This window comes from Reyranella sp., assembly GCF_036558665.1.
Lineage (GTDB): Bacteria > Pseudomonadota > Alphaproteobacteria > Reyranellales > Reyranellaceae > Reyranella.
This window is the reverse complement of the sequence record NZ_DATBFE010000161.1, coordinates 14,270-34,265: the sequence shown is the minus strand read 5'-3', so window position 1 is coordinate 34,265 and position 19,996 is coordinate 14,270. Positions and strand designations below refer to the sequence as shown.

Below are 19,996 nucleotides of genomic sequence, written 5' to 3'. Positions count from 1 at the left end.
TCACCGAGCCGACATGTTAGGCGAATGACCGCCTGTTCAGGGAGGTCTTATGCATCGGCTGGGTTTCGGCGCTTTTCTCGCCCCGCATCATCCTATCGGCGAACATCCGATGCTGCAGTTCCGCCGCGACCTGAAGTTCGTGCAGCATCTCGACGAGCTCGGTTTCGACGAATTCTGGTGCGGCGAACATCATTCGTCCGGCTGGGAGATGATCGCCTCGCCCGAGATGTTCCTGGCCGCGGCGGGCGAGCACACCAAGCGCATCAAGCTCGCAACCGGCGTGATCTCGCTGCCCTACCACCATCCCTACAACGTGGCGCAGCGCATGGTGCAGCTCGACTACATGACGGGCGGCCGGGTGATTTTCGGCTCGGGTCCGGGTGCGCTGGCATCGGATGCGCATACGCTCGGCATCGATCCGATGGTCCAGCGGGACCGCCAGGACGAAGCGATCGGCGTTATCCGGCGTCTGTTCAAGGGTGAGCGTGTAACCGCCAAGAGCGAATGGTTCACACTGCAGGACGCGGCATTGCAGCTTCTGCCGTTGCAGGAGGATATGCCCTTTGCCGTCGCCTCGCAGATCAGTCCGTCGGGCATGACGCTGGCGGGCAAGTACGGCATCGGCATCATCTCGCTGGGCTCGCAGTCGAGCGAAGGCCTCACGGCTCTGGCGACCCAGTGGCGCTTCGCCGAGACGGCGGCGAAGAAACACGGCCAGACCGTCGATCGCAGGAACTGGCGTGTCCTGCTCAACTGGCACATCGCCGAAACACGCGAGAAGGCGATCGAGGAGGCTCGGCACGGCCTGATGCGCTGGCACAACGAATACGTCCACGGCACCCTGCAATTGCCGGGCTCCGTGGCCTTTACGTCGCCCGACGACGCGATCGAGAAAACGGCCCTTGCGCCGGGTTCCGCAGCCGTGATCGGAACGCCCGATGATCTCGTGAAGATGATCAAGTCGGTCTACGAGACGAGCGGTGGGTTCGGCACGGTGGTAGGCTTCGTCCATGACTGGGCCAACATCGAGAATACGTTCAGGAGCTGGGATCTAGTTGCGCGCTATGTCGCGCCGGAGATCAACGGCTACGTGAGGAAGCTTCGCGAATCGCAGACGTTCCTGATCGAGAATCGCGGCGTGTTCCAGCGCGCCGGTCAGGCCGTCATGGCCAAGATCATGGAGAACGAGGCGGCCGCCGAGGCGCTCAAAGTCACCTCCTCGCCACGCATTGCCGCGGCATCGGCCGCGGTGCCGGATCTCGAGAAGGCGCGTCGGCGGACCAAGTAGAGCCCTGCCGCAGGAGAGGGCTTCCTTGACCATCGCAGTGGTGATGGGGGTCTCGGGATCGGGCAAGACGACCATTGCCAGAATGCTGGCGGACGCGCTGCATTGCCAGTTCCAGGAAGGCGACGACTTCCATCCGCAGGCGAATGTGGAGAAGATGCGCGCCGGCACGCCGCTCACCGACTCCGATCGTCGGCCGTGGCTGGAGAAGATCGCGGCTGAAATCGATGGCTGGCGCGGGCGCGGCGAGTCGGGCGTGCTCACATGTTCCGCGCTGAAGCGAGCCTATCGCGACATCATCATTGGCGAACACCCGGACGTGATGCTGATCTATCTACGCGGCTCGCGCGAGCTCATCCATCGGCGTATCGCGAAGCGCAAGGGCCATTTCATGCCGGCGGCGCTGCTCGACAGCCAGTTCGCCACGTTGGAGGAGCCGGCGTCCGACGAGCGGGCCATCGTCGTCGATGTCAGCCACCGGCCAATGGAGGTCGTAGCCGAGATCGTTCGCCAACTCGAGGCCCGCGCTGTCCGGCGCTAGTCTAGGAACCTGCTCGCGGGGTGCTGCCTATTCCGCTTTCCTGGCAAAGCGTTTCGACATCGGCGCGTTCGGGGTTGAACGCACCGATCTCGACGACGATGAATTCCGAAGGGGCGGGCTTGCTCTTCATGACGCCGATGAAGGGCGCCATGCCGATCGTGGCTCCGGCCGAATTGCGGCCGCTCACCCCGCCGCATACGGTAATCCAGCCACGCTTGTTCCTGGCGGCCCGCAACTCGCCGAACGAAGCCGTCCGCGGTTCCTTCATCCATTTGAGAACGGCGGAGACCACGGCCTCCTGCTGGCGCTCGTCCAGTTTCACGGGAAGGCCGGCCTCGATCGGCGTACCGGCTGGCGGCTCGGGATAGTCCCTGTAGGGCTCGGGCAGACTGACCGGCCGGTACGACAGATCGGGCGTAGGCTGCGCGCACCCGGCCACCATCGCGCCTATGGCGAGCAACAGGTACCCACGCATCTCTCCCACTCCCCCTTTAGAAAGAGCAGGTTAGGCCGGCGCGGCGATTTAATCCACAGCTTCTGCATCGAACTTCACACCCGATGCAATTCGGTTAGCTCTCGTCGACACCGAAGGCCTGTCGCATCGCCTTCACCCCTTCCTGATGGGGCGTCCACTGGCGGCCGCCGACCAGACCGCCATCGACCACGAGATCGTGGCCGTTGACGAAGCTCGACTCGTCGGACGCGAGGAACACGGCAGCGTAGGCAATATCGTCGGTCATGCCGGCGCGCGGGATCGGCTGGTTCCTGGCCATGCTCGCCTTCATCGCCTCGGCGTAGCCGTCGGCCTTGTCGGGCGGCAACCCGAGCGCCTTGGCGAAAATACCGGTGGCAATGCCGCCCGGCGAGATCGAGTTCACCCGGACGTTCTTCTCGCCGAGCTGCATGGCGGCGCACACGGTCAGGTGATTCACCGCCGCTTTCGCCGCACCATAGATCATGGACGTCGAATAGCCGGCGCGACGCGCGGCCACGCTGCCGTTGTTGATGATGCTGCCGCGGCCCTGCCTCATCATGACGGGCGCGGCGTGCTTCATGCCGAGCATCACCGAGCGCACGAGTGTGGCCATGGCCGCGTCGAAGCCGTCGACCGGCACCGTCTCGATGCCACCGACCGGCGCGGGGCCACCGGCATTGTTGAACAGGCAGTCGAGCCGGCCCCACTTGCCAAGACAGGCCTCGATCATCGCCTTCACTTCGCGCTCCTGGGTGGCGTCCGCTTTCACGAACAGGCACTTGTCCTTGCCCAGTGCCTGTTCGAGCGTTCGGCCAAGCTCCTCACGCCGGCCGGTCGCCACCACCCTGGCGCCCTCCCCGACGAAGATCTCGACAGTGCGCCGACCGATGCCGCTGGTTGCGCCTGTCACGATGGTGACCTTGCCATCGAGCCTGCCCATGAATGTCTCCTCTAGATGACCGGCGCAACCTTGTGCGCAACCAGCGATGCATTGCGCGCCGCAATCGGCAGAAAAGCTCCGAAGTCGAGATGGCTGTCCGCTCCCGCGAGATCGCTGAGACAGCGAACGTTCACCAGCGGCAGGTTGCCGAAACGCTCGGCGACCTGTGCCACGGCGCCGCCCTCCATCTCGCAGGCTTGCGCGCCATAGGTGCCATGGAGCCTTTGTCGCGTGCGCGGGCTGTTCACGAAGCAGTCGCCGGTTGCAATCGGCCCAAAGCTCACTCGAGGCAGGCGTCGACCGGCATCGATATTCGGCGGCAGCGGCTCGAACATGACACCCGCCACGGCCGCTTTCAGTCGCTCGACAAGATCGCCGGGAACGTCATAGCCATGGGCGTCATCGAAGCCCGGCAGCGGCGGCTTTCCTGGCTGGTAGGTCTTGAAGCCCGCCTCGAGCTCGGCGCCGTAGTCGTATTGGATATTGCGCGTCGCCACGACGACGTCGCCGACGCCCAGTTCGGGATCGAGGCCGCCGGCCACGCCGCAGAACATCACGGCGGTACAAGGGAAGCGATCGAGCATCAGCGCGGCGGCAACGCCTGCGTTGACCTTGCCCATTCCACATTCGACGAAAATCGCCTCGCGGCCGGCAATGTGGCCTTTGAGATAGGAAAGCCCGCCGACGGCGATCCGGCCGCCTGAATCATCGGCAAGATGCGCAAGTTCCTCGGGCATCGCGGAAATGACACCCAAAAGCCTGTTTGCCATGAACGAATGGGTTATAAGGTCGCCGCCGCCAAAGCAACCGTCCCGTGTCTCGAACCCTCCCTCCCCTCGAAACGCTTCGCGCGACCTGCACCGGCCTCGCCCGCGCCGCGGCGCGCGAGATCATGCGCATCTATGCCGGCGACCTGGGCGAACGTACCAAGGCCGACAAGAGCCCGGTGACCGACGCCGATCACGCCGCGGAGGCGGTCATCCTGGCAGGCTTGCGCGACCTCACACCGGACACACCGGTGGTCGCCGAGGAGGAAATGGCAGCAGGGCGCATGCCCAAGCTGAACGGCGGCCCGTTCTGGCTGGTCGATCCGCTGGACGGGACCAAGGAGTTCATCAAGAGGAACGGCGAGTTCACCGTGAACATCGCCTTGATCGATGGCGGCCAACCCATCCTCGGCATTGTGCTCGCGCCGGCGAGCGACATCCTGTGGCGCGGCGCCGCCGGGCTGGGCGCCGACAAAAGCGATAAGGGAGGCTCATTCCAGCGCATCGCAACCCGCGTGCCGCCATCGACCGGCCTGACTGCCTTTGCCAGCCGCAGCCATTCGATCTACAGCGATCTCGATATCTGGTTCCGTAGCAACGGCCTCACAGTCGCCGAGCGCAGGCAGGCCGGGTCGTCATTGAAGTTCTGTCTGATCGCCGAGGGGCAGGCCGACATCTATCCACGTTTCGGCCCGACGAACGAATGGGATACCGCGGCGGGCCAGGCCGTCCTCGTGGCCGCCGGTGGCGAAGTCGTGACGACGGACGGACGAGCTCTCCTTTATGGCAAGCCGGGCTTCAGCAATCCGCATTTCATCGCGCGCAGCAAGGCCGCTCAGTGAGGATCGTCGAGCCGACCGCTGCCACGATCGAGGAGGCAGCAAGCCTCTTGCGCAAGGGCGGCCTTGTCGCCTTCCCGACCGAGACCGTCTATGGCCTCGGCGGCGATGCCACCAGCGAGCGCGCTGTCGCGGCCATCTTCGAGGCCAAGGGCCGGCCGAAGTTCAACCCCCTGATCGCGCATGTCGTCGACGTTGCAGACGCCCGGCGCTTCGTGCAGTGGAGCGAGGCCGCCGACAGGCTCGCGGCGAGATTTTGGCCGGGTCCGCTGACATTCGTCCTGCCGAGGGCAGAGCGCTCCGCCATCGCCTTGCTGACGACGGCGGGACTCGACACGGTGGCTATTCGCGCGCCGTTGCATCCGGTGGCGCAGGCGCTGATCCGCGCCGCCGGCTTGCCGCTCGCGGCGCCCTCGGCCAATCGCAGCGGCGCCGTCAGTCCCACACGGGCCGACCATGTCGCGGACTCGCTCGGCGAGCGCGTTCCGCTGATCCTGGATGGCGGCCCCTGCCTCGTCGGCGTCGAATCGACCGTGCTGGATCTCACGGGCCCGACGCCCGTCCTGTTGCGCCCGGGTGGCGCTACACGCGAAGCCATTGAAGTCGTCGTCGGCCCCGTTGAGCTGTCCGACGCCCTGCCGACAGGCAGCGCCATCCGCTCCTCGCCGGGTCAACTCGAGAGTCACTACGCGCCATCGCGGCCGGTTCGGCTCGAGGCCAGGCAGGTCTCTCCCGATGAGGGATTGCTGGCTTTCGGGCCGCATCCGCCGGCCGGCGCCGTGATGACGTGCAATCTCAGCCCTGCCGGCGATCTTGCCGAGGCCGCGGCCAACCTCTTTGCCTACATGCGCGCGCTTGACCGGCCGGGCATCGGCCGCATCGCGGTCATGCCCATCCCGCAGACGGGCTTGGGCGTCGCGATCAACGACCGGCTGCGCCGGGCAGCCGCGGATGACGGGACGAGGGGTCGAGGCTAAGCTCGCGGGCGAGAGAGGAAACGATGCCCGATACCGCCATTCCCGCTATTCCGACCGCGCCTGTGACGCCTGCGGTCCTCGATTCGCTGCGCGCCATCGTCGGAGAAAAGGGCCTGATCCTGGACGAGCAGGACAAGCAGCCGTTCGTGACCGACTGGCGCGGCTCGCTCGTCGGAACGGCGGCCGTGGTCGTGCGGCCGGCCAATACCGACGAAGTCTCCGGGGTGGTGAAGGTCTGCCATGACAGTGGCATCGCCATCGTCCCCCAGGGCGGCAATACCGGGCTGATGGGCGGCGCCACGCCATGGCCGACCCATCAGGGCATCCTGCTGTCACTCGGCCGCATGAACCATGTGCTGAACGTCGACGCAGTTGGCTACTCCATGACCGTCGAGGCGGGCTGTGTGCTGCAAACCCTGCAGGAGGCAGCAGCCAGCCATGACCGTTTCTTTCCGCTGAGCCTCGGCGCCCAGGGTTCCTGCATGATCGGCGGCAATCTTTCGACAAATGCCGGCGGGGTGCAGGTGCTGCGTTACGGCAATGCGCGCAACCTGGTGATGGGCCTCGAGGTGGTGCTGCCGAACGGTGATATCTGGGACGGCCTGCGCTCGCTCAAGAAGGACAATACCGGCTACGACCTCAAGCACCTCTTCATGGGCGCCGAAGGAACGCTCGGCATCATCACCAAGGCGGTGTTGAAGCTTTGGCCTGCACCGAAGGATGTTTGCACGGCCTGGCTCGCTATTCGCGATCCTCAGGCGGCGATCGAGATTCTTTCCGAGGCTCATGCGGCGTCGGAGGACAATGTCGGTTCCTGCGAGCTGATGAGCCGCACCTGCACGGACATGGTGCTGCGCCACCTTCCGGGCACGCAGGATCCGCTCAAGGCCGGGACGCCCTGGTACCTGCTGCTCGAATGGTCGTCCTCGCGGTTACGCAAGGATGGCGCCGAGGGCATGTCGGAGAAGATGGAGCAGTTTCTCGCCGAGCAAATGGAAGCCGGTCGCGTGCTCGATGCCGTGATCGCGCAGACGGAGGCGCAGTCGCGCAACATGTGGCGCATTCGCGAGGGCGTCGCCGAAGCCTCACGTGCCGAGGGCCCAGGCTTGAGCTACGACATCTCGGTATCGATTTCCAAGATTCCCGAATTCATCGACAAAGGCATCAAGGCGACCCTTGATATCCTGCCGACAATTCGCCCCTACCCTCTGGGCCATATCGGCGACGGCAATATCCATTTCTCCTTCATGGGTCCCAGGGGCATGGATCGCGAGACGCTGAAACAGTATTCGCCTGCCATTACCAGGGCCGTGAATGATCTCATTACCTCGATGGCGGGTTCGATCTCCGCCGAGCACGGCATCGGCATCGAGAAGCTCGACGAGCTTGCGCACTACCGGTCCAGGATCGAGCTCGACACCATGCGGACGATCAAGCGCGCGCTCGATCCAAAGAACATCATGAATCCGGGCAAAGTTCTGCGCCTGTCATGACTGCCAACGCCTCGGTGTTCGTCGAGAAGTTGCGATCTGTCGTCGGCGACAAGGGGCTGGTCACCGACGCGCGGGCCAGGCATCCCTATCTCACCGACTGGCGCGAGAACTATCTGGGGACCGCGCTTGCTGTCGTGCGGCCCGCCACCACCGAGGAGGTAGCGGCTGTCGTCAAGGTCTGCGCTGCCGAGAAGGTCGCCATCGTGCCGCAGGGCGGCAACACCGGGTTCATGGGAGGTGCGACCCCCGACGAGTCCGGCCGCGAGATCGTGCTGTCGCTCGCCCGCATGAGCCGCATTCTCGAGGTCGATACGATCGGCTACTCGATGACGGTCGAGGCCGGCGTCGTGCTGAAGACCATCCAGGAAGAGGCGGCGGCACACGACCGGTTGTTTCCGCTGAGTCTTGCGGCCGAGGGAAGCTGCACCATCGGCGGCAATCTCTCGACCAATGCCGGCGGCGTGCAGGTGCTCCACTATGGCAATGCCCGTCAGCTCGTGCTCGGCCTCGAGGTGGTGACGCCGGCGGGCGACATCTGGAACGGCCTGCGTGCTCTCAAGAAGGACAATACCGGCTACGACCTGCGCGACCTCTATCTCGGTGCCGAAGGCACGCTCGGCATCATCACCAAGGCCGTGTTGAAGCTCTGGCCCAAGGCCAAGGATGTCGCGACGTCCTGGATCGCCGTACCCACCCCCGACGCGGCCGTCGAGCTGCTGAGCGGCGCGCATGCCGCGTCCGAAGACAATGTCACTTCGTGCGAGCTGATGAGCCGCCAGGGCATCGACTTGGTCCTGAAGCACCTTCCCGGAGCCGCCGATCCGCTGACGGATAGGCACGACTGGTACGTGCTGCTCGAATGGTCCTCCACGCGGGCGCGCCGCGAGGCTGGGAACGAAGGTGGTCTCACGGAGAAGATGGAAGGCTATCTCGGCGAGGCGATGGAAAAGGGCCTCGTGCTCGATGCCGCCATCGCCCAGAACGAGGCGCAGGCGCGCGCCTTCTGGGCGTTGCGCGAGAACCACTCGGAGGCCCAGAAGCGCGAGGGTCCCTCCCTCAAGCACGACATCTCGGTCGCGGTGAGCCGGATCCCCTCCTTCATGCGCGAGGGCTTGGCGGCCATGAAGAAGGTCCTGCCGGAGGGTCGGCCCGTGCCTTTCGGTCATGTCGGCGACGGCAATCTGCATTTCAATTGCCAGGCTCCGGCCGGCTGGGACAAGGCACGCTTCATGAAGCACGGAGATGCGATCAGCCGCGCGGTCTATGATCTGGTCGTGAGCTACGGCGGCTCGATCTCGGCCGAGCATGGCATCGGCCGATTGAAGGTCGACGAACTGGCGCACTACCGCAGCAAGATCGAGCTCGATGTGATGCGCACCCTCAAGCGCGCCCTCGATCCGCAGAACATCATGAATCCCGGCAAGATCGTCCGGGTCTGACCGCTACCGTCGATCCTCGTCGCGGCGATCGACGATTTCGTACGAAACATCGGTTACCCTCGTGCGCCGCTCGGCAGGCGGGCCTTCCCGCGGCGCGCCTGCAAACAGAGCCCGCAGCCACGCCTTGGCCTTGAATGCAAGAATGGCCACCAGCGCGACCGCGGCGACGCCGGCGATCACGGCAAAGCCCAGCACCGCGAGCACGACGAAGCCGATCAGGCCAAGTGCCGCCTGCAGCCATACGCGCGCCGGCAGGCGGGCCAGAAGCTCGAAGAACTGCCGCCCGTTCAATCCTGCGCCCACTTCTTCTCGAAGTCCCACACGTCGGGAAACCCCATCAACTCGTGCATGCCGCGATATTGCGGCACCTTCATGTCGAGGCTCGTCCCTTTTTTCTTGAGATGCAGCCAGGCCTCGCGCATGGCCTCGGCGGCCACACTGAAGCCGAGCCCCGGATAGATGGCGAGATCGAAACCCCACTTCTTGAGCCGGGCCGCCTCCACGCGCGGCGTCTTGCCGAACTCGACCATATTGGCGAGCAGCGGCTTCTCCACCTCCCGGCCGATACGCTCGAGCTCGGCCTCGCTTTCCGGCGACTCGACGAAGATGATGTCTGCGCCGGCCTCCTCATAAAGTCTGGCCCGGCGCAGCGCCTCATCGAGACCCAGGGCAGTGCGCGCGTCGGTCCGCGCAACGATCAAGGTCGCGGGATCCCGCCGCGCCTCGGTCGCCACCCTGATCTTGAGCACCATGTCCTCGGCCGGCACGACCCGGCGGCCCGGTGTATGGCCACACTTCTTCGGCATCTCCTGATCCTCGATCTGGATAGCGGCAACGCCTGCTGCCTCGTAGCCACGCACCGTGCGCTGAACGTTCAGGAGCCCGCCGTAGCCGGTGTCGGCATCGGCGATCAGCGGCGTCTCGATCACCGAGCAGATCATCTCGGCACGCCCTACCATGTCGGAATAGGTGGCAAGCCCGGCATCCGGCAAGCCAAGCATGGAGGCGGTGGCGCCATAACCCGTCATGTAGAGCGCGGGAAAACCCATGCGGTCGGCGACACGCGCCGAGATGCCGTCGTAGATGCCGGGCGCCAGGATGAATTCGCCCTTCGCGAGCTGCGTCCGCAAGGCTGCGGCTTTCGCATTTCCAGCCATGTCGATCCCTCTCGTTGCCTTTCAGCCGACATCGCGCATCGGTCAGGCCATGGCAAGGCCGGGCGGAGATCCCATACCGCTCAATGGCTTGTGCGATCGAGGAGGAGGTCGCAGACACGCCCGCCGCTATTGGCCTCGGACCCGGAGCCGCTGATGACGTTGCCCTCGAGCCGGGCGCCCATCGTAGCAGTGACGAAGCCGGCCTCGGGATGGCTCAGGGAATGATAGACGCGATGGACGACGACCTGGTTGCCGGCGATCGTAAGCGTGATCGACTGGTTACCCTTCGTACCCGGCCCGGAACCTGGCCGAACCCATGTCCCCGTTCCACCCGCAACGCGGATCTGCAGGCCCACGGTGAATTCACCGCTCAGGCGATTGGCGGTGCAGCGATAGGAACCGCGCCACAGACCGTCCGGCCCAGCAGCGCTTGCCGCCGGCGGCGTGGCCGCGGCAGTTGCGGGCGCCGGCGCCGCGGGAGCCGGTGGAGGTGCCTTCGCAGCGGCGTCGGCCTTGGCCTTCTCCTCATCGGCCTTCTTCTTCGCCTCTTGTGCCTTCTTCTCCTCGTCGTCGAACTTTTGAATGGCCGGTGCGGCATCGCGCAACAATGCCTGGTGCTGCGTGCCGGTCAGAAAGCCGGTGGCAGCCAAACTGCGGCTTTTCTGCCAAGCTGAAATCATGTCCCGCGTGTGACTGCCGAAAACGCCATCGGAGCCATTGGTGTTGAAGCCCAATGCCGTAAGGGCGACCTGCACGTGCTGCCGCTCAAGTGGAGAGAGATGCAGCGTGCCTTCGGCCGTTTCAGCCATTCGCCGCTCGTCTTCCTCGGCCTTGCGCCGCGCCGCTGCGTCCTCCTCGGCCTTCTGACGGGTCTCCTCTTCGGCCTTCTGCTTTGCTGCGATCTCGGCCTCGATCTTCTGCCGCGTTTCCTCCTCGATCCGCCGACGTTCTTCAGCCTCGGCGGCAGCCTTTCGCTTTGCCTCTTCCTCCGACTTCCTTTGGGCCGCGGCTTCCGCGTCGGCCTTGTCGCGCGCTTCCTTCTCGGCGCGCAGGCGGGCCAGCTCCTCGGCTTCGGCGCGCGCCGCTTTCTCCGCTTCCATTGCCGCCGATTGTGCCGGAACCGGAGGCGCCGCTGCATCCCGCAGCGGCACCTTGGCAACCAGGAAGTAGTATCCGCCGCCTGCAAACAGGAGGATCATGGCCGCAAGCGCTGCCCACACGCCTCGACCATGTCCGCGCGACGGCGGCACCGGTGTTGCCGCGGCCGGCACCGGCTTGGCGGCGATTCTCCCCATCGTCATGGGGTCTTCGTGTTTGGCCAAGGCGACCGTCGCCTGGGTATCGGGAGTACCTGCCCGGGTCAGGATCGAGCGCCAGCCTGCAATGGATTGCGGACGATCCGTCGCCCGCACCTCGAGCCCGGCATCGATACCGACCAGCAGCCCCGGCGCGAAACCTGCCGGCATCACCTTTGCCAACGGTCGATAGGAATCGTCGAGCATGCGATCGAAAGCGCTGGGTGGTGCCACGCCCGCAATCGCATGATAGATCGTTGCCGAGATCCCGTAGACATCGGTCCACGGCCCCTGCTTGGCCGAAGTAAATTGCTCCGCCGCCGCATAGCCGGGCGTGAAGATCGCTGTCATCGCGGTGGTGCGACCGGCGATCGCCGCCCGTGAAGCGCCGAAATCGATCAGTGTCGGATTGCCGTCCGCGTCGAGCAGGATATTGGCCGGCTTGATGTCTCGGTGCAGGAAGCCCGTCGCATGGACCTTCTCGAGCCCGTCGAGCAGCGGCCACAGGATCCTGTCCACTTCCGCCGCCGCCAGCGTCTTGCCACCCTTCAGCCGGTCCTCGAGCGTTGTGCCGGGCACCAGCTCCATGATGATGTAGGCTGTCCCGTTGTCTTCGAGAAAGTCGAAGACGCGGACGATTGCCGGGGCACGCTGCAGCGTCGCGAGCGTCCGCCCCTCCTCGACGAAGCGCTGGCGACCCCAGGAGAAGTCCTCGGACATCTTCGTGGAGCGCGGCAGGACTGTGGCGCCGCCCTGCCGGACCGCGAGGGCCGACGGCAGGTACTCCTTGATCGCTACCTCGCGATTGAGCTGGGAGTCGCGGGCGCGATACGTAATTCCGAAGCCGCCTTGGCCGAGGATGGCGACAATTTCGTAGCGTCCGACCTTTTGCCCGGGCTGAAGGGCGACAAAGTCGACTTCCGAGACCTGACCCCGGCTCTGTCCGTGGCCCACAATGTCGCTCATGGAAGCTCCCCGCAGCGGCGACCGTGCCATGCACCGGCGAGCCCGGCAACGATCATCGCCGTGCCAGCCAGGCAATGCGTGCGGGTTATACGCAGCCTGGCCGGCCGCTATCCCGGGAAGGCCTCAGACGGACACCGGCTTCAGCTCGCTCGAGCCGGCGGACTGGCAAAAGGTCGTCGTCTCACGCGTTGTCTGGCCGTTTTTGGTCGCAGTCAGCTCGATCGGCCGGCACGTGCCGCCATCGGGCCGGGTGGTCTTGGGGCCGGCGGGCTTCGCAGCGACGACCGTCGGTTGGGGCGGCGGCCCGGACGAATTCGTCTTCGTCGGCTGGACGGTGTACACGGTTGCCTCGTCCGTGTCGGAGGCGTAGGCGCGCTGCGTTGCCTCCGCCAGTCGGCGGCGCTCCTGGTCGTCGAGCGCACGCCCGACCAGATTGCCGGCCAGGGCACCTACGAGGGCGCCGCCGACCACCCCGCCTGCGGTGCCGAAGGCGAGGCCGCCAACGGTGCCGCCCAATGCCGCCCCCAGCAGCGTACCGGTAGTCTGGTTGGATGGCTGCGAATCGTTGCCGGTCATGCAGCCCGCGGCGATCACGCACGCCACGGCGACCCCCGCCATCCGCGCGATAATCCTTGTTCGGATTGCGGCAGCGGGAGCCGCACTGGACATTGTAGCCGTCATCTTGAGCATCTCCGTTTGTATTCTGTTACTTTCACTCTACCCCAAAGGGACTGGGCGCGACCACGCGCGTCGTCTTCTGCATCGGCGTAGGCGCGCGGTGCATCGCAGGAGGCCAGCACGAGACCGTTGCGAACCAGGGCCAGAGCCAGATCGCTCCGATCCGAGTCGGGAATCTCGGCGAGTGGGCCCTTGGCGTTCGGCGCCGTGATCAGGCAACGGTAGAGCGGTGTTCCATCGGTCAGGCGATCGGTCTGCCGACATTTGAGGTGCCGGGTCTGGGTTGCCAGCGCATTGACCGCGAGCTGCCGCAAGGCGGGATCGTCGACGATGTCGACACCCTGCAAGCGGATCTCGTCGGCATGGTCCTTGAGACCGATCATCATCAGCGTCTTGCCGAAATGGTCGAAGTCGCCGGCCACGAACTCGATCGCCTTGCGCGCCGCCTCGATGTCCTTGCGCCGGGCCTCGGCCTCCTGCTCGGCCCGGGCCTTGGCTGCCTCTTCCGCCTGCCGCTGGGCCGCGACCTCGGCCTCTATCTTTTGCCGCGTCTCCTCTTCGAGGCGCTTTCGCTCCGCAGCCTGTGCTTCCTCGCGACTCGCCCGCTCGGCTGCCTCCTGTTCGGCTTTCTGACGCTGCTCGGCTTCGGCACGGAGCTTGGCCGCTTCCTGCTCGGCCTGTCGGCGCGCCGTTTCGGCCTGCTCTGCCGCGGCGCGCGCCCTGGCCATTTCGGGATCGGGGCCGCGCATGGCGATGGCGTAGTATCCACCGCCTGCGAGCACGGCCAGCACCACCCCCACCACCGCCACCCAGAGCCCGGTGCGTCGCTTTTTGTCCACCGCTGGCGGCGCCGGAGCGGTCAGCGTCGGTCCTGGACGCGGGGCGGCGGCCGGTTTCTTCATGATCACGGTCGCATCCCCGACGGGCGCAGTGTCGAGACCAAGAAGCGGTCGCCAGTTCGCGACGTTTTGCGGCCGGTCGCGGGCCGTGACGGCGAGCCCTGCATCGATGCCAGCCAGCAGGCCCGGTGCAAATCCGGCAGGCCTGAGCTGTGACAGCGGCTCGTACGTATCCTCCAGCATGCGGTCGAAGCTGCTGGGCGGCACCCTGCCCGTGATGGTGTGGTAGAGGGTCGCCGACAGGCCGTAGATGTCGGTCGGCGGACCCTGTTTGGCCGACGTCATCTGCTCGGGGGCGGCATAGCCAGGCGTGAAGATCGCGGTCATGGCCGTGGTGCGACCGGCAATTGCCGCGCGCGATGCGCCGAAGTCGATCAAGGTCGGATTGCCGGCGGCGTTCAGCAGGATGTTCGCCGGCTTGATGTCGCGATGGAGGAAACCCGCATCGTGCACCTGCTGAAGGCCATCGAGAAGTGGCCAAAGGATTCTGTCGACCTCGTCAGGTGCAAGCGTGCCCTGGCGCCTCAGCCGATCCTCGAGCGTCTCGCCGCTCAACAGCTCCATGACGATGTAGGCCGTGCCATTGGTCTCGAGGAAGTCGAACACGTGCACGATCGCTGGCGTGCCATGGAGCGTCGCAAGCGTGCGCCCTTCGGACACGAAGCGCTCGCGGCCCCAGTTGAAATCGCCGGCATGCTTGGTGGTTCGCGGAAGAACCGTCATACCGCCCTGCCGCATCGCCAACGCATACGGCAGATATTCCTTGATCGCGACGTCGCGCCCTAGCTGCACGTCCCGAGCGCGATAGGTGATTCCGAATCCGCCTTGGCCGAGAACGGAAACGATCTCGTAACGGCCGATCATCTGCCCGGGGTTCAGTGCCGTAAAATCGACCTCGGGCGGCTGAATCGACCCCGGATCGGCGGTATTTGTCGGATTGGTCATCTCGTCCGACGGTTCTAAACCTGCCGGATCGACAATTCCACGTCGCCGACGCGCAGCCGGCTCCCGGTCTGCAGATGCACCGGCGTCCCGGCGCGGGCCACTGTGCCGTTGACAGCCGTACCATTCGTCGACCCCAGGTCCTCGACCTGCAGGGCGTCACCGTCGATAAGAAGACGCGCATGACGGCGCGACACCGTCGCGTGGGGGATGACCAGCTCGCATTGGTCGGCGGCGCGGCCGATTACCATGCCCTTCGCCAGGGTGACCAGCTTGTCCAGGGCGACATCGAAGGAATATTTCTGTCCCACTGAATTGACACCCTCGAATCGCAGCGTGACCTGCGGCAACAGACGCGTCGTCGTCTTCGAGGAGTCCCCTCCGGCCGGACTGGACGCGGCATTGCGAACGTGGAAGATCTGGACCGGCCGGCTGACATTCTTGAGTTGTTGCTCGCCGCCGTCGACGAACGCGTAGTCGATCCGCAGTTCGGTCACGTCACGGACGGCACGCGATACGGCAATGCCGCCCGGATCGGCCATCGCCTGGATCCGCGCCGCGAGGTTGACACCGTCGCCGAAGATGTTCTGGTCCTCTTCGTCGATGATCACCTCGCCGAGATGGACGCCGATGCGGAACAGCATGCGCTGGTTCTCCACCAGCGCCTCGTTGAAGCGTGCCATGCGCTCCTGGATATCGATCGCGGCGGCGAGCGCACCGACGGCCGAACCGAACTCGGCCAGCATGGCGTCGCCGGCCGTCCCGACCAGCCGCCCGCCGCCTGCCTCGATGGCCGGCTTCCAGACCTCGGCCTGGGCCGACTTCAAATGCCGGAAGGTCCGCGTTTCGGCACCCTCCATCATCCGGGTAAAGCCGGCGAGGTCGGCGTGGACGATGGCGGCGAGACGGCGCTGCATGGTGCGGTCCAGTATACACTACCTTCCCTTGAAGGCCGGTGGCCTTCGTTCGCGTAATGCGGCCAGTCCCTCGCGCAGATCCTCCGAAGTTTGACATTCGCGGATCCCCTCGCGAATCCGGCCGACGTCGGGCGCCGCCTGCGCGAATTGCTCGATGGCTCGCTTCATATTCGACATCGACAAGGGCGCCAAACCGGCGAGACGGCTCACGATTTCATCCGTTTTCGCCTTGAAGTCGGCCCGCTCGACCAGCCAGTCGAGGTAGCCGGCGCGCAGCAAATCCTCGTCCGTGAAGTCTTCCGACAACAAAAAGGCGCGCTTGGCGAAGCTCGGGCTTACCTTCTGGGTGTAGCGGCGCAAGCCGCTCGGATAGTAGTGCAGGCCGAACCGGGCAGCCGGCATGAAGAATCGCATGCCCTTCACGCCGAGCCGGAAATCACACGCCAGTGCCATGTCCGTCGCCCCGCCATAGACTCCCCCGTTCAGGGCGCAGAGGGTCGGCATGTGCATCGCCTCGAGCCGATCCATGACGGTCTCGAAGCTGTGACGGCCCTCGGACGGTCGGGCGCCTTTGCCGGACGGGATCGAGTCGAGGTCATAGCCCGAGCAAAACGTCTTCTCGCCGGCTCCGGTCAGCACCGTGACGCGCACGCCGGGATCGGCATCGGCCGCTTCGATGGCGTCGCGGAGCCTGGCGAGGCCCTCCGTGTCCAGGCGGTTGTGCTTGGTCGGATCGTTGAGGGTGATGGTGGCGCGCTGGCCATCGATGGCGAGCAGGACAGTGTCGGTCATGTTGCACCGAGGATAGCCGACCCGGTCGCCAAAGGCGACCAAGCGCGGCATAGTGCGATCGGAGGAATCGAGACTGATGACCTATACGGCCCCCCTCGCCGACATGCGCTTCGTGCTGCGCGAAGTCGCGGGACTCGGCCAAGTCGCCCATCTGCCGGGCTACGAGCACGCGACCGACGATACGGTCGACGCCGTCCTCGAGGAGGCGGCCAAACTCGCCGGCGCCGGCCTGGCACCGCTCAACCGCGAGGGCGACAAGGCCGGCGCCCGGCTGGAGAACGGCATCGTGCGCACCGCCCCGGGTTTCGCCGGCATCTACAAGGAGTTCGTCGAGGGCGGCTGGAACTCCCTGCCTTTCGATCCCGAGTTCGGCGGCCAGGGCATGCCCTGGGTGCTTGCCGCCAGCGTCCAGGAGATGTGGCAAGCCGCCAACATGGGCTTCGGCCTGGTGCTGCTCCTCAATCAGGGCGCGATCGACGCGATCCATCATCACGGCTCGGCCGAACAGAAGGCCAGCTATCTGCCCAGGATGATCTCCGGCGAATGGACCGGAACCATGAACCTCACCGAGCCGCAGGCGGGCTCCGATCTCGGCCAGCTCAAGACGCGGGCGGTAAAGTCCGGTGACCACTACCTGATCACCGGCCAGAAGATCTTCATCACCTATGGCGAGCACGACATGACCGAGAACATCGTGCACCTCGTCCTGGCGCGCACGCCCGATGCGCCGGCCGGCGTGCGCGGCATCTCGCTCTTCATCGTGCCGAAATTCCTGCTCGGCGAAGACGGCAAGCCGGGCAGGCGCAACGATCTGCGCTGCGTTTCGCTCGAGCACAAGCTCGGCATCCATGCGAGCCCGACCTGCGTGATGTCCTACGGCGACGACGGGGGCGCGGTCGGCTACCTCGTGGGCGAGGAAGGCCGTGGCCTTTCCTACATGTTCACCATGATGAACAACGCCCGCCTCTCGGTCGGCATCCAGGGGCTGGCGATCGCCGAACGCGCCTACCAGCAGGCAGCCGGGTTCGCGCGCAGTCGGATCCAGTCGAAGGACGATTCAAGCCCAGACGCCAAGCCCGTGTCGATCATGCATCATGCCGATGTGCGGCGGATGCTGATGACCATGCGTGCCCAGATCGAGGCGATGCGGGCACTGGGCTACTACACGGCGGCCGGCATCGACGGTGCGCTGAAGCATCCCGACAAGGACGCTGCGCGCAAGATCCAGGACCGCGTCGATCTCCTGATCCCGATCGTGAAGGCCTGGTTCACCGACCTCGGCAACGAGATCGCCTCGATGGGCGTGCAGGTCCATGGCGGCATGGGCTTCATAGAGGAGACCGGCGCCGCCCAGCACCTGCGGGACGCCCGCATCCTGCCGATCTACGAGGGCACCAACGGCATCCAGGCGCGCGACCTGGTGGGCCGCAAGGTCGCCAAGGACGGCGGCGAGACCATGCTGGGTGTGGTCGCCGAGATGCGGGCGCTGGCGCAGGAGATGACGGCCGCGCCCGGCGACGACCTGGCGGCGATCCGAAGCGGCGTTGAGGCCGCCGCCGATGCCCTGCAAGAGGCGACCGGATGGGTCGCTCGATCGTTGAAAGCGGATCTGGTGGTGGCGTTGGCGGGCTCGGTGCCATTCCTGCGGCTGGCCGGAACGGCACTCGGCGGCTGGCTGCTGGCCAAGAGCGCGCTGGTGGCCCAGGGCAAGCTTGCAGCCCGCGACGGCGATCCCGCCTTCCTGGAGGCCAAGCTGATCACCGCTCGCTTCTACGCCGATGTGATCCTGCCGCCGGCGCTGGCCCAGCTCGGCCCACTGAAGGCGGCCGGGCGCACGGTGTTCGCGCTGAAGGAGGACCAGTTCTGAGCGACGGCCTGATCGAGCTCGCCGAAGACGAGGCGCGGGCCTTCGCCCGGCGCTTCGACCTCGCCGCGCTCGAACAGTCGTTCCTCGACGATCCCTTTCCCTACTATCACGCGCTGCGCCGCCATGCGCCGGTGAAGCGCTTGCCCGACGGCAGCGTTTTTCTTTCCCGCTATGCCGATGTCGCGATCTGCTATCGCGATCCGCGCATGAGTTCCGACAAGAAGGCGGAGTTCGGCCCCAAGTTCGGTGTCGGCACGCCGCTCTATCGGCACCACACGACGAGCCTTGTCTTCAACGACCCGCCATTGCACACACGGGTGCGCAAGCTGCTGGCGGCAGCCTTCACGCCGCGTGCCCTGGCGGCCCTCCAGCCTCGGATCGCAGCCGTGGTCGACAACCTGCTGGCGGCGCATGCCGACCGGGGCCGCATGGATCTGGTCGAAGACTTCGCCTTCCGCCTGCCCGTCGAGGTGATCTGCGACATGCTGGGCGTGCCTTCCGGCGACCGGGCGCCGTTCCGGCGCTACTCGCTCGCCATCCTGGGAGCGCTGGAGCCCGTCGCCGGGCCGGAACGCCAGGCGGCAGGCAATGCCGCCGCGGCCGAGTTCTCCGCCTATCTGGACGATCTCGTGGCCGAGCGGCGCAAGCGGCCGGCCGACGACCACGACATCCTGGGCACGCTGATCCATGGCGAGGTCGACGGCGAGCGGCTGACGCACAAGGAGCTGGTGCAGAATTGCATCTTCCTCCTGAACGCGGGCCACGAGACCACGACCAACCTGATCGGCAACACGGTCGACGCCCTGTTGCGCTTCCCCGACGAACTGCGGCGGCTCAAGGCCGATCCCGGCCTGCTGAAAACGTGCGTCGAGGAGGGCCTGCGCTTCGAGAGCTCCAACCAGCTCGGCAACCGCCGCCTGTCGGCCGATTTAGAGATCGGTGGCGAGAGGCTGGCCGCCGGGACCTACATCCATATCGGCATCGGGGCCGCCAACCGCGATCCCGACCAGTTCTCCGAGCCGGACCGCTTCGACGCCGGCCGCGAGCCCAATCGCCATTTCGCCTTCGGCTCGGGCATGCATATGTGCCTTGGCGCCGTCTTGGCACGCCTGGAAGGCACCATTGCCATCGGCCATCTGGTACGCCGTTTCGACGGCCTCGCGCGCGACGGTGACCCCGAGCGCGGCGGTCGCGCCCGCTTCCGCGGCTTCAACCGCTATCCGATCGCGTGGCGACAGGTACGCTTCAAAGAAAACGCCCGGTCGGAGGACCGGGCGTTCTGAATTCCATGGAGAAGGAACTCAAGCCGCTTCCTTCTGCTCGGTCTCTGCCGAAGGCCCGGAGTCCTGGCCCTTGGCGGCGGCGTCGCGCTCGACGAACTCAATCACCGCCATCGGAGCGGCGTCGCCGAAGCGGTAGCCCGCCTTCAGCACGCGCAGGTAGCCACCGTTGCGCTTGGCGTAGCGCGGACCCAGCGTCGTGAAAAGCTTGTCGGCGACGTAGGGATCGCGCAGGAAGCCGATCGCCTGACGACGTGCATGCAGCCCACCCTTCTTGCCGAGCGTGACCAGCTTCTCGACGATCGGACGCAGGTCCTTCGCCTTGTGCAAAGTGGTCGTGATCTGCTCGTGCTTGATGAGCGCGCCGGCGAGATTCATGAACATCGCCTTGCGATGCTCCGCCGTACGGTGGAATTTCCGGCCGCGATTTCCGTGACGCATGACTAA

The 19,996-nt window shown here is 65.9% G+C and carries 19 protein-coding genes; 8 read left to right on the top strand and 11 right to left on the bottom strand.

Going from position 1 to position 19,996, the window contains the following annotated elements; translation table 11 throughout:
* Positions 1-49: 49 nt before the first annotated feature.
* Positions 50-1,288, top strand: a complete 1,239-nt coding sequence (locus VH499_RS23600) for an LLM class flavin-dependent oxidoreductase (RefSeq protein WP_332055221.1) — start codon at positions 50-52, stop codon at positions 1,286-1,288.
* Between the two features lie 25 nt (positions 1,289-1,313).
* Entirely contained in the window at positions 1,314-1,826 is a 513-nt protein-coding gene (locus tag VH499_RS23595) for a gluconokinase (protein ID WP_332055220.1), read from the top strand.
* Position 1,827: 1 nt separating this feature from the next.
* Here the strand turns inward: VH499_RS23595 and VH499_RS23590 are convergent, their stop codons facing one another.
* The 3 genes from VH499_RS23590 to mtnN all read right to left on the bottom strand — a co-directional run bounded on the left by VH499_RS23590 (position 1,828) and on the right by mtnN (position 4,011).
* Positions 1,828-2,301: a hypothetical protein gene (locus tag VH499_RS23590; RefSeq protein ID WP_332055219.1), complete on the bottom strand. Its 474-nt coding sequence runs from the start codon at positions 2,299-2,301 to the stop codon at positions 1,828-1,830.
* A gap of 94 nt (positions 2,302-2,395) precedes the next feature.
* The gene (locus tag VH499_RS23585) at positions 2,396-3,241 is read right to left on the bottom strand and encodes an SDR family oxidoreductase (RefSeq protein ID WP_332055218.1); all 846 of its coding nucleotides are present in this window, start codon (positions 3,239-3,241) and stop codon (positions 2,396-2,398) included.
* Between the two features lie 11 nt (positions 3,242-3,252).
* Complete coding sequence (mtnN, locus tag VH499_RS23580; RefSeq protein WP_332055217.1) at positions 3,253-4,011, bottom strand: 5'-methylthioadenosine/S-adenosylhomocysteine nucleosidase; 759 nt, start codon at positions 4,009-4,011, stop codon at positions 3,253-3,255.
* Between the two features lie 44 nt (positions 4,012-4,055).
* Here mtnN and cysQ point away from each other — a divergent pair, with 44 nt between their 5' ends.
* From cysQ to VH499_RS23560, 4 genes are read left to right on the top strand one after another with little or no spacing between them, the layout of a single operon-like run.
* Complete coding sequence (gene cysQ / locus VH499_RS23575) at positions 4,056-4,850, top strand: 3'(2'),5'-bisphosphate nucleotidase CysQ (RefSeq protein ID WP_332055216.1); 795 nt, start codon at positions 4,056-4,058, stop codon at positions 4,848-4,850.
* A 2-nt stretch (positions 4,851-4,852) separates the two neighbouring features.
* Positions 4,853-5,824, top strand: coding sequence for an L-threonylcarbamoyladenylate synthase (locus VH499_RS23570; protein ID WP_414709832.1), 972 nt, complete (start codon positions 4,853-4,855; stop codon positions 5,822-5,824).
* Positions 5,825-5,847: 23 nt separating this feature from the next.
* Positions 5,848-7,317, top strand: coding sequence for an FAD-binding oxidoreductase (locus VH499_RS23565; protein WP_332055214.1), 1,470 nt, complete (start codon positions 5,848-5,850; stop codon positions 7,315-7,317).
* On the top strand, positions 7,314-8,756 hold the full coding sequence (locus VH499_RS23560; protein ID WP_332055213.1) for an FAD-binding oxidoreductase: 1,443 nt from the start codon (positions 7,314-7,316) through the stop codon (positions 8,754-8,756). Before VH499_RS23565 ends, VH499_RS23560 begins: the two co-directional genes overlap by 4 nt.
* 3 nt (positions 8,757-8,759) lie before the next feature.
* Here VH499_RS23560 and VH499_RS23555 read toward each other — a convergent pair whose 3' ends face one another.
* The 7 genes from VH499_RS23555 to VH499_RS23525 all read right to left on the bottom strand — a co-directional run bounded on the left by VH499_RS23555 (position 8,760) and on the right by VH499_RS23525 (position 16,402).
* Positions 8,760-9,047 (bottom strand): hypothetical protein, encoded by a 288-nt coding sequence (locus VH499_RS23555; RefSeq protein WP_332055212.1) that lies wholly within the window; start codon positions 9,045-9,047, stop codon positions 8,760-8,762.
* The gene (locus VH499_RS23550) at positions 9,044-9,913 is read right to left on the bottom strand and encodes an isocitrate lyase/PEP mutase family protein (protein WP_332055211.1); all 870 of its coding nucleotides are present in this window, start codon (positions 9,911-9,913) and stop codon (positions 9,044-9,046) included. The genes VH499_RS23555 and VH499_RS23550 overlap by 4 nt, the downstream gene beginning before the upstream one ends.
* 80 nt (positions 9,914-9,993) lie before the next feature.
* Positions 9,994-12,174: a protein kinase domain-containing protein gene (locus VH499_RS23545; protein ID WP_332055210.1), complete on the bottom strand. Its 2,181-nt coding sequence runs from the start codon at positions 12,172-12,174 to the stop codon at positions 9,994-9,996.
* Positions 12,175-12,297: 123 nt separating this feature from the next.
* Positions 12,298-12,792, bottom strand: coding sequence for a glycine zipper domain-containing protein (locus VH499_RS23540; protein ID WP_332055209.1), 495 nt, complete (start codon positions 12,790-12,792; stop codon positions 12,298-12,300).
* Positions 12,793-12,851: 59 nt separating this feature from the next.
* Positions 12,852-14,696, bottom strand: a complete 1,845-nt coding sequence (locus VH499_RS23535; protein WP_332055208.1) for a protein kinase domain-containing protein — start codon at positions 14,694-14,696, stop codon at positions 12,852-12,854.
* 14 nt (positions 14,697-14,710) lie between these two features.
* On the bottom strand, positions 14,711-15,610 hold the full coding sequence (locus VH499_RS23530) for an adenylate/guanylate cyclase domain-containing protein (protein WP_332055207.1): 900 nt from the start codon (positions 15,608-15,610) through the stop codon (positions 14,711-14,713).
* Positions 15,611-15,628: 18 nt separating this feature from the next.
* The gene (locus VH499_RS23525; RefSeq protein ID WP_332055206.1) at positions 15,629-16,402 is read right to left on the bottom strand and encodes an enoyl-CoA hydratase/isomerase family protein; all 774 of its coding nucleotides are present in this window, start codon (positions 16,400-16,402) and stop codon (positions 15,629-15,631) included.
* Between the two features lie 76 nt (positions 16,403-16,478).
* Between VH499_RS23525 and VH499_RS23520 the strand changes: the two genes are divergently transcribed.
* Entirely contained in the window at positions 16,479-18,269 is a 1,791-nt protein-coding gene (locus VH499_RS23520) for an acyl-CoA dehydrogenase (protein WP_332055205.1), read from the top strand.
* 11 nt (positions 18,270-18,280) lie between these two features.
* Complete coding sequence (locus VH499_RS23515) at positions 18,281-19,552, top strand: cytochrome P450 (RefSeq protein ID WP_414709831.1); 1,272 nt, start codon at positions 18,281-18,283, stop codon at positions 19,550-19,552.
* A gap of 18 nt (positions 19,553-19,570) precedes the next feature.
* On the opposite strand, the gene rplQ is transcribed toward VH499_RS23515, so the two are convergent.
* The gene (rplQ, locus tag VH499_RS23510; RefSeq protein WP_332055203.1) at positions 19,571-19,990 is read right to left on the bottom strand and encodes a 50S ribosomal protein L17; all 420 of its coding nucleotides are present in this window, start codon (positions 19,988-19,990) and stop codon (positions 19,571-19,573) included.
* Positions 19,991-19,996 lie beyond the last annotated feature (6 nt).